The following is a 9,975-nucleotide window of genomic DNA, read 5'->3' on the forward strand; positions in this document are numbered from 1 at the left end:
CTTTCGGACGGAGTCGGTGCCGGAGCGGGGGCGGTGCGGTGTCACCAGGTGACGGGCAGCTCGTACAGGCCGTAGACGATCGCGTCGTCCTTGAACCGCAGCTCCCCCACCGGGGCAGCCAGCCGCAGCGTCGGGACCCGTCGCAGCAGCGTCGTGTAGACGACGTCCAGCTCCATGCGCGCCAGGTTCTGGCCGATGCACTGGTGGACGCCGTAGCCGAACGCCAGATGACTGCGGGCCTCGCGCCGCACGTCCAGGCGGTCGGGGTCGGGGAAGACCCGTTCGTCGTGGTCGGCCGCGTTGTTCAGCGGCAGGATGCCGTCGCCGGCCCGGATGGTGACCCCGCCCAGCTCGATGTCCTCCAGGGCGACCCGGGCGGTGCCCGCGTCGGAGATGGAGAAGAAGCGCAGCAGCTCCTCCACGGCCTTGGGCATCAGCTCCGGCTCCGCGCGGACGGCGTCGAGCTGCTCGGGGTGCTCCAGCAGCGCCAGCACCCCCAGCGCGATCATGTTGGCGGTCGTCTCGTGCCCGGTGACCAGCATCAGCTTGGACATGCTGACGATGTCGGAGTGCTCCACCGCCGGAGTCCGCCGGTTGAACTCGATCAGCCGGCTGATCATGTCGTCGCCCGGCTCGTTCTCCTTGGCGGTGACCAGCCCGTCCACGTAGCGGTCCAGCTCGTAGTGGGCGCGGCCCCGGTCCTCCTCGCTGATGTCGTGGTTCATGATGGCCCACGCCCACTCCTCGAACCGGCCGTGGTCCTCGTACGGCACGCCGAGCAGTTCACAGATCACCAGTGAGGGCACCGGCAGCGCGAGGGCGGTGACCAGGTCGACCGGACCGTCCGCGCCCTTGGCGAGCATCTGGTCGATCTGCTGGTCCACGATCTGCTGGACCCGCTCGCGCAGCTCGCGCATCCGCCGGACGCTGAACTCCGGGGCCAGCATGCGGCGCTGGACCGTGTGGTCCGGGGGGTCCATGGACAGGAAGGTGAGCGGCACCGACTGGAGGACCTCCTCCGGCACCGGCACCTGGAGGGGGTACCCGGGCAGCTTCAGGTTGGCGCTGACCCGCGCGTCGCCCAGCAGCTTCTTGTACAGGTCGTGCCGGGTGACCAGCCACGTGGGCTTGCCGTTGACCTTCAGCCGCGCCCGGGAGACCGGCGCGGTCTCGCGCAGCTCGGCGTAGGCGTCCGGCGGGCTGAAGGGGCAGGCCCGCCGCATCGGGAACTCGGGCAGCGCGGCCTCGTCGGCCGGTTCGGCAGGTGCAGTCATCAGGTCCTCTTCGCACGGGAGGGAACGGGACGCGCCGGCATCGGAGCGGGTCCGGGGCTGGGCGCCGGTGCGGCGCCGTCGGCCCTCTCCGGCACGCTAGGCAGCCACGCCGACGGACCCCAACCCCTAGCCGCCCCTAGAAGAACGCCGGTGCCGTGGTGCGGGGCCGGGCGCGGCCGGCGCCACGGGTACCTGGCCGGCGCCGCCGGCGGACGCGCCCCCGGTGCCCCCAGTTCCGCCGGGGGCCGCCTAGGGGCGGTTAGGGGTCTGGTGGCGGCGCGGGGGCCGTTAGCGTCGGCTGCGGACCACGGCAGAGACGGCGATCATCCCGCGCCCCGGCTCTCCCGGTCCCGGCCGGTGTCCTGGTCCCGGCCGCCGCCAGTCCCGCAGCGAGCAGAGGTGATCAGCGTGTCCCCGGAAGCCAGCGCGAAGGGCACCGTCCCCTTCGGGGAGTACCGGACCTGGTACCGGGTGACCGGTGAGCTCGGCGCGGGACGGCCGGCGGTCGTCGCCGTGCACGGCGGCCCCGGCAGCACCCACGACTACCTGCTGCCCCTGGCCGACCTGGCCGACGACGGCTGGCCCGTCGTCCACTACGACCAGCTCGGCAACGGCGGCTCCACCCACCTGCCCGGCGAGGACGCCGACTTCTGGACGGTCGAGCTGTTCGAGGCCGAACTGGCCAACCTCGTCGAACGGCTGGGGATCGCCGACGACTATGTGCTGTTCGGCCAGTCCTGGGGCGGCCCCCTGTGCGCCCGGCACGCCATGACCGGCCCGGCCGGCCTGCGCGGACTGGTGGTCGCCGACGCACCCGCCTCGTACCCGATGTGGCTGGCGGAGATGGCCCGGCTGCGCGCCGCGCTGCCGCCGGACGTGGAGGAGACCCTGCTGCGGCACGAGGCGGCCGGTACGTACGACACCGAGGAGTACCTGGCCGCGATGCGGGTCTTCTACGACCGTCACGTGTGCCGCCTGACGCCCTGGCCCCGGGACTTCCTGTCCTCCTTCATGGAGATCTACAACGACCCGACCGTCTACTACGCGATGAACGGGCCCAACGAGTTCCACGTCATCGGCTCCCTGAAGGACTGGACGATCGTCGGCGACCTGCACCGGATCCGCACCCCCACCCTGGTGATCAGCGGCCGCCACGACGAGGCCACCCCGGCCGTCGTCCGGCCGTACCACGACGAGATCCCCGGAGCGCGCTGGGAGATCTTCGAGGAGTCCAGCCACCTGCCGCACCTGGAGGAACCGGAGCGGTTCCGCCAGGTGATGACCGACTTCCTCAAGAGCCTGTGACGCTCCGGAGCCTCGTGAAAGGGGGCGGGGATCCCGCCATGGCACACGACACCGCGCTGGTCTTCCCCGGCATGGGACCCGTCCCGTTCGCCGACGTGGGCAGGTTCATGGTGGCCAACCCCGTCGCCCGGGAGCTGGTCGCCGTCGCCGACGACGCCCTCGGCTACTCCCTCGTGGACGCCTTCCGCACCGCCCCGGGCGACTACTCGGAGGCCGCCCAGGTCGCCTTCTTCGTCAACTGCCTGGCCTGCGCCCACTGGGCCCGGGACCACCTCGGCGTGGAAGCGGACATCGTCGCCGGACCCAGCTTCGGCGAGAAGGCCGCCCTCGCCTACACCGGCGCCCTGGAACTGCCCGACGCCGTGCGGCTGACCGCCGAGATCGCCCGCTGCCTGGAGGAGTACTTCGCCACCGAGCACCGGGACATCGTCACCCTGTCCTTCGTCCGCGCCCCGCGCGACGGCCTCGACACGGTCCTCGCCGAGCTGGACGAGGCGGGGGAGTGGCACGAGATCTCCTGCCACATCGACGACGGCTTCTACATGGTCTCCCTCTCCGAGCACCGCGTGACCTGGATGGAGGAGCGGCTGCGCGCCATCGGCAGCCTCCCGCTGTACACGATGCGGCCCCCCATGCACGCCTCGGCGTTCCGGTCGCTGCGCGACAAGGCCGCCCGCGAGGTGGTGTCCCGCTACTCCTTCGCCGACCCCGCGCTGCCCGTCGTCGCCGACCAGGACGGCCGGCTGCTGCACACCGGCGAGGAACTGCGCACCATGCTGCTCGACGGCTTCGACCACCCGATGAACTGGCCGAGCGTCACCACGGCCCTGAAGGACGCCGGCGTCCGCCGCCTGTGCGTCGCCGGGCCCGACAGCCTCTTCGGGCGGGTGCCCCGCACCGTCCGCGACTTCGACGTCGTCGCCGCGCAGCCGCGGACGGCGATGACCCCCCGGCGCCGCACCCGCGCCGCCTGACCCCGCCCGACTCGTTGGAGGCTCCCATGTGGGACGACCGGTTCGAACAGATACTCCGCCCCTTCCTGCCCTTCCTCCCGCCCCAGGAGGAACTGACCGCGGAGTCCGACCTGAAGGACCTCGGCCTGGACTCGCTCGGCACCGTCCAGCTCCTCGGCACGCTGGAGGAGGACTACCAGGTCCGCTTCCGCGACAGCGCGCTCACCATGGACACCTTCCGCTCCGCCGGCGTGCTGTGGGACACCGTGCGGGGCATGCAGCAGTCCACCGCGGGCTGACGGGACGGCCACCGTGGACCCCACCATGGACGGCACGCTGTCCGGCCGGTTCGCGCGCGGCCTGGCCGTCTCCCCGGACCGGCCCGCGCTCAGCGCCGACGGCGTCGACGTCACCTACCGCGAGCTGCACGAACACGCCCTGGTGCGGGCCGGCTCGCTGCTCGCCGGGCTGCCCGGCCCGCCACCCACCGTGGGGGTGCTGGCCGGCAAGGGAGTCACGGCGTACGCCGCGCTGCTGGCCGGCCTGTACAGCGGCCTCACCGTCGTACCGCTCCAGCCGGCCTTCCCCGCCGCCCGCACCCGGCAGATGATCGAGGCGGCCGGGGTCGGCGCGCTGCTCGCCGACGACGACGCGCTGCCCGCCCTGACCGCGCTGCACGAGGCCGGCGTCACCCTGCCGACGCTCTTCGCCCCCGGCGGACAGCCGATGCCGGCGCTGGACCTCGACGCGGACAGCGCCCTGAAGGCCCCCATGCCCACCCGCCCCTCGGACACCGCCTACGTGCTGTTCACCTCCGGCTCCACCGGCAGGCCCAAGGGCGTACCCGTCACCCACGCCAACACCGCCCACTACTTCCGGCTGCTCGACGGGCGCTACGACTTCGGCCCCCGGGACCGGTTCTCACAGACCTTCGACCTCAACTTCGACTGCGCGATGTTCGACCTGTTCTGCGCCTGGGGCGCCGGCGCCACCGTCGTCCCCGTCCCGGCCCGGGCCTACGCGCACCTGCCGGAGTTCCTGGCCGAACAGTGTGTCACCGTGTGGTTCTCCACGCCCAGCGCGATCACCCTGGTGCGCCGCACCGGCGGGCTCACGCCGGGCGCCCTGGGGTCGCTGCGCTGGAGCTTCTTCGCGGGGGAGGCGCTCAGCTGCAAGGACGCCGAGGACTGGGCCGCCGCCGCGCCGGGCGCCGCGCTGGAGAACCTGTACGGCCCCACCGAGCTGACCATCACCGTCACCGCGTACCGCTGGACACCGGGACGGCACCTGAACGACATGGTGCCCATCGGCGACGTCCACCCGGGCCACGAGACGCTGCTGCTCGACCCCACCGGCACGCCCACCACCGGTGACGAGGGTGAACTGTGCATCGCCGGACCGCAGTCGACCCCGGGCTATCTCGACCCGGCCGACGACGAGGGACGGTTCCTGGAGCGGGACGGCCGGCGCTTCTACCGCACCGGCGACCGTGTCCGCCGCGCCGGCGACGGCGGCTGGCTCTACCTGGGCCGGCAGGACGCACAGGTCCAGGTGCACGGCATCCGGGTGGAGCTGGCCGAGGTGGACGCCGCCGCGCGCACCTGCCCCGGCGTCGAGGACGCCGTGACCGTCGCGGTGCCCGTGGACGGCACCGTGGAACTGGCCGTCTTCCACACCGGTGTCCCCGTGCCGCCCGCCCGGCTCGCCCGCCACCTGCGCCGGCTGCTGCCGGCCGCGGTCGTCCCGCGCGCCTACCACCACCTGGACGCCCTCCCGCTCAACTTCAACCGCAAGACCGACCGCAGGAAGCTCGCCTCCCAGGCCACGGCCGTGCGGCAGTCCGCCGGTGCCGGAGGCACACACGAAAGGCGGCAGGATTCGCAGTGAACGGTCAACCGACAGTGCCGGCCCGCACCGACGCCCGGGTGCACGACCTGCTCGACGAGGCCACCGCCGAGCGCGCGGACGCCCCGGCGGTCACCGACGCCGCCGGCCGCTGGACGTACCGGGAACTCGCCGCGTACAGCCACGCCGTCGACGCCTGGCTGGAAGCGCGCGGCATCGGCCACGGCGACCGGGTCCTGGTCCAGCTCCCCAGCACCCGGGAACTGGTCGCGCTGCTGTACGGCACCGCGCGCCGGGGCGCGGTCCTGGTCCCCGTCAACACCGGCATGAAGGACTACCACCTGCGGGCGGTCGTCGAGAACGCCGAGCCGTCCCTGGTGGTCGTCACCGACACCGCCGTGGACCGGGTCGCCGCCCTCACCGGCGGCCTGCCGGTCCTCGGGTCCGGTGCGGTGTGGCCGGACATCACCGCCCTGCGCGAGCACGGGGCCCGCTCCGGCGGCGCGCGGGTCGCCCCCGAGGACAACGCCGTCCTCGTGTACACCTCCGGCTCGACCGCGGCCCCCAAGGCGGTCGTCTGCCCGCACGGCCGCATGGTCTTCGCCACCGAGGCCATCAACCTGGAACTCGGCTACCGCCCCGACGACGTGGTGTTCTGCCGCTTCCCGATCTCCTGGGACTACGGCCTGTACAAGGTGCTGCTCACCGCCGCCGGCCGCAGCGAACTCGTCCTCGCCGACGGCGAGTCCGACCTGCTGCTGCTGCGCCGCATCCGGGAGACCGGCGCCACCGTCGTCCCCATCGTGCCGTCCCTGGCCACCATGATCTGCGCCCTCGCCGAACGCGAACCGGCGCAGGAGTCCCGGGTGCGCATGTTCACCAACACCGGGGCCGCGCTGCCCAAGCCGACCGCCGACGGGCTGCGCACCGCGTTCCCCGGCGCGGAGGTGGTCGTCCAGTTCGGGCAGACCGAGTGCAAGCGCGTCTCCGTGCTGCTGCCCGCCTTCCAGGACGCCAAACCCGACTCGGTCGGCCGCCCGCTGCCCGGCACCCGCGCCTTCGTCGTCGACGACGGGGGCCGGCCGCTGCCGCCCTGGGAGACCGGCGAGATCGTGGTCGAGGGACCGCACGTCATGCCCGGCTACTGGCGGGCCCCGGAACAGACCGCGCGCGCCTTCCGCCCCGCCCCCGACGGCGGACTGCGGCTGCACACCGGCGACTACGGCCATGTGGACGAGGACGGCTTCCTCTACTACGAGGGCCGCCGCGACGACATGTTCAAGCACAAGGGCGTGCGGATGAGCACCACCGAGATCGAGGCGGCCGCCGCCGACGTGCCCGGCGTCCGCGCCGCCGCCGTGCTGCCGCCCGCCGAGGGCCGGGACCTCGCCGTGTTCGCCGAGGGCGACATCGAGCCGCACACCCTGCTCAAGGAGCTGTCGCTGCGGCTGGAGCCCGCCAAGGTGCCCGGCGTGAGCCGCGTCGTCGACGAGCTGCCGCTGACCCCGCACGGCAAGCACGACCGCAAGCGGCTCGCCCGCCTCCTGGAAGGACCCACCCCGTGACCGTCCGCACCGAACTCGCCGAGCGTTTCGGCACCCCGTCCTACGTCTACGACCTGGACCGGGTGGCGGCGGCCCGCGACGACCTGTTCGCCGCGCTGCCCGACGGGGTCGAGGTGTTCTACGCCGCCAAGGCCAACCCGCACCCCGAAGTGCTGCGCGAGCTGCGCACCGGCGGCGCCCGCGGCTGCCGCGCCGAGATCAGCTCCGTCGGCGAACTCGACGCCGCGCTGCTGGCCGGCTTCCCCGGCGACCGCATCCTCTACACCGGGCCCGGCAAGACCACCGCGGAGCTGACCGAGGCGCTGGCCCGCGGAGTCCGCCTGTTCTCCACCGAGTCCCCCGGCGACCTGAGCCGCGTCGGCGAGACGGCGCTCGGGCTGGGCCTCACCGCCGACTGCCTGCTCCGGGTCAACAACGCCACCGGCGCCGCCGCCACCAGCATCCGCATGACCGGCGTGCCCTCGCAGTTCGGCTTCGACAGCGAGACCCTGCCCGGCCTCGCCGACCGCCTGCGCGACGTCCCCGGCACCCGCATCGCCGGACTGCACTTCTTCCCGTTGAGCAACGCCAAGGACGAGGCGAGCCTCATCGCCGAGTTCCGGCACACCATCGCCACCGCCGCCGCCCTCCAGCGGGACCTGGGCGTCACCTTCCGCTTCCTGGACATCGGCGGCGGGTTCGCCGCGCCCTACGCCGTGCAGGGCGAACGCCCCGTCTACGGCGAGCTGGGCGACGCCCTGGCCGCGACGCTGGACGAGCACTTCCCCGGCTGGCGCGCGGGCGCCCCGCAGATCGCCTGCGAATCCGGCCGCTACCTGGTCGCCGACAGCGGCACTCTGCTCACTGCCGTCGTCAACGTCAAGGACAGCCGCGACCACCGCTACCTCGTCCTCGACGCCGGCATCAACACCTTCGGCGGCATGTCCGGACTCGGCCGCATCCTGCCCGTCACCGTCGAACCGCACGAGTCCGTCGGCGCGGACGGCACCCCGGCGAGCCTCGCCGGACCGCTGTGCACCCCGGGCGACCTGCTCGGCCGGAACGTCCCGCTGCCCCCGCTGGCACCGGGCGACCTGCTCACCGTCCCCAACGCCGGCGCGTACGGCCCCACGGCCAGCCTGCTGATGTTCCTCGGCCGGCCCGCCCCCGCCGAGATCGTCGTACGCGGCGACGACGTCGTCTCCGTCTCCCGCATCGAGCACACCCGCACCTACGACCACGGACAGGCCCTGTGATGAGCCCCTACCCGGCCCTCCCCGCCCCCGGTGACCAGCCCGTGCTGGTGGCCGGCGGGATCTCCGACTCGCACACCTGGAACCTCGTCTACCTCCAGCTCCTCCTGGAGGAGCACGGGCACCGCGTGGTCAACCTCGGCCCCTGCGTCCCCGAGGACCTGCTCATCGCCGAGGCCGTCGCCCACCGCCCCTGCCTCATCGTGGTCAGCAGCGTCAACGGCCACGGCTACCACGACGGCATGCGCACCGTCACCCGGCTGCGCGAGCACCCCGGCCTCGACGCGGTGCCCGCCGTCATCGGTGGCAAGCTCGGCATCGCCGGCCCCTGCGGTCCCGACGAGGTGGCCGCGCTGCGCGCCGCCGGATACGACGCGGTGTTCGACGACAGCGCCGAGGGCGTCACCGCGTTCCGGCGGATGCTCGGCACGCTGCCGCAGCGGGCCCTGGTGTGACCGGCGGCGGGTTCGGCGCGTTCGTGCGCCGGGCTCACGACGCCGGCCACCTGGTGGTCCAGCCCCGGATGGGGATGAGCAGCCCGGAACGGATGCGGGCCGGGCTGCTCGCCACCCGGGACGCCCGGGCCACCACCGTCGGCACGATCACCCTGGACAGCTACACCCGGGTCGGTGACCTGGAGTCGGCCGAACTCGCCGTCCTGGAGGGCGTGGCCCTCAACGGCTACCCGATCGCGAGCCACGCGCCGGCCGTCACCCGACAGGTGCTCGACGGCATCCACGGTCCCGCCTTCCCGGTCCAGGTCCGGCACGGCTCGGCCGCGCCGCTGCACATCTTCCGGGCGCTGACCGCCGTCGGACTCGACGCCTCCGAGGGCGGCCCGGTCTCCTACTGCCTGCCCTACGGCCGGGTCCCGCTGCGCGAGTCCGTCGCCCACTGGGCCGCCTCCTGCGAACTGCTCGCGGCCCTGCGCGAGGCGGGGGCCGAACCGCACCTGGAGACCTTCGGCGGCTGCGTCCTCGGCCAGCTCTGCCCACCCAGCCTGCTCGTCGCCGTCAGCGTCCTGGAGGCGCTCTTCTTCCACCGGCACGGCATCCGCAGCATTTCCGTCAGTTACGCGCAGCAGACCGATCCGCGCCAGGACGCCGAGGCGGTGGCCGCATTGCGCGCCCTGTGCGCGCGATTTTTGCCGGACACCGAATGGCACGTCGTCGTCTACGCCTACATGGGCCTGTATCCGGAAACGGAACAGGGCGCCTACCGGCTGCTGGGGAAAGCGGCCGAACTCGCCGTCGCCAGCGGCTCTGAACGGCTCATCGTGAAAACCGTCGCGGAGTCCCGGCGCATTCCGACGGTGGCGGAGAACACCGCCGCCCTGGAATTCGCGGCGGAGGTCGCCGCGCGCACCCCCCGCGCACCGCTGGACGCCACCGGAACCCAGACCTACGCCGAGGCGAACGCCCTGGTCGACGGGGTGCTCAAGCTGGACGACGACCTCGGTGCGGCCCTGCTGACGGCGTTCGCCGAGGGACGGCTCGACGTCCCCTACTGTCTGCATCCGGACAACGCCGGATCCAGCCGGAGTTATATCGCCGCGGACGGCCGGCTGGCCTGGGCCGACATCGGGCGGATGCCGCTGAACGGCATCGCCGACGTACGCCCGGCGCGGTCCGTCACCTCCGCGGAACTGCTCGACTCCCTGTCCTATGTGCGCCGTTCCTTCGACCGGCGTGACCCCGAGGACACCCGGACCCGCGAAGTCGCGCACCCCTAGGGGTGCTTAAGGGTGTGGCCTTTCAGGGGCCGTCACTATGGTGTGGAAAAAAGGTGAGGAAAACCGGTG

9 protein-coding genes are annotated in these 9,975 nt (G+C 73.1%); 8 read left to right on the top strand and 1 reads right to left on the bottom strand.

What is annotated here, in order from left to right:
* Nucleotides 1-41: 41 nt before the first annotated feature.
* A complete protein-coding gene (locus tag ACIQVT_RS19385; RefSeq protein WP_403754729.1) occupies nt 42-1,274 on the bottom strand; it encodes a cytochrome P450 in 1,233 nt (410 codons plus the stop codon).
* Between the two features lie 408 nt (nt 1,275-1,682).
* Between ACIQVT_RS19385 and ACIQVT_RS19390 the strand changes: the two genes are divergently transcribed.
* The 8 genes from ACIQVT_RS19390 to ACIQVT_RS19425 are packed head-to-tail and all read left to right on the top strand — an operon-like array spanning nt 1,683 to nt 9,906.
* Nucleotides 1,683-2,579: a proline iminopeptidase-family hydrolase gene (locus tag ACIQVT_RS19390; RefSeq protein ID WP_403754732.1), complete on the top strand. Its 897-nt coding sequence runs from the start codon at nt 1,683-1,685 to the stop codon at nt 2,577-2,579.
* Nucleotides 2,580-2,617: 38 nt separating this feature from the next.
* Nucleotides 2,618-3,553, top strand: a complete 936-nt coding sequence (locus ACIQVT_RS19395; protein ID WP_403754734.1) for an ACP S-malonyltransferase — start codon at nt 2,618-2,620, stop codon at nt 3,551-3,553.
* 26 nt (nt 3,554-3,579) lie between these two features.
* Entirely contained in the window at nt 3,580-3,831 is a 252-nt protein-coding gene (locus tag ACIQVT_RS19400; protein ID WP_403754737.1) for a phosphopantetheine-binding protein, read from the top strand.
* A 25-nt stretch (nt 3,832-3,856) separates the two neighbouring features.
* On the top strand, nt 3,857-5,419 hold the full coding sequence (locus ACIQVT_RS19405) for an amino acid adenylation domain-containing protein (protein ID WP_403754923.1): 1,563 nt from the start codon (nt 3,857-3,859) through the stop codon (nt 5,417-5,419).
* The gene (locus tag ACIQVT_RS19410) at nt 5,416-6,942 is read left to right on the top strand and encodes an AMP-binding protein (RefSeq protein ID WP_403754739.1); all 1,527 of its coding nucleotides are present in this window, start codon (nt 5,416-5,418) and stop codon (nt 6,940-6,942) included. Before ACIQVT_RS19405 ends, ACIQVT_RS19410 begins: the two co-directional genes overlap by 4 nt.
* On the top strand, nt 6,939-8,177 hold the full coding sequence (locus ACIQVT_RS19415; protein ID WP_403754742.1) for a type III PLP-dependent enzyme: 1,239 nt from the start codon (nt 6,939-6,941) through the stop codon (nt 8,175-8,177). The genes ACIQVT_RS19410 and ACIQVT_RS19415 overlap by 4 nt, the downstream gene beginning before the upstream one ends.
* The gene (locus ACIQVT_RS19420) at nt 8,177-8,629 is read left to right on the top strand and encodes a cobalamin B12-binding domain-containing protein (RefSeq protein WP_403754745.1); all 453 of its coding nucleotides are present in this window, start codon (nt 8,177-8,179) and stop codon (nt 8,627-8,629) included. The genes ACIQVT_RS19415 and ACIQVT_RS19420 overlap by 1 nt, the downstream gene beginning before the upstream one ends.
* Nucleotides 8,626-9,906 (top strand): methylaspartate mutase, encoded by a 1,281-nt coding sequence (locus ACIQVT_RS19425; protein WP_403754748.1) that lies wholly within the window; start codon nt 8,626-8,628, stop codon nt 9,904-9,906. The genes ACIQVT_RS19420 and ACIQVT_RS19425 overlap by 4 nt, the downstream gene beginning before the upstream one ends.
* Nucleotides 9,907-9,975 lie beyond the last annotated feature (69 nt).

Source organism: Streptomyces sp. NPDC100445 (genome assembly GCF_044759735.1).
Lineage (GTDB): Bacteria > Actinomycetota > Actinomycetes > Streptomycetales > Streptomycetaceae > Streptomyces.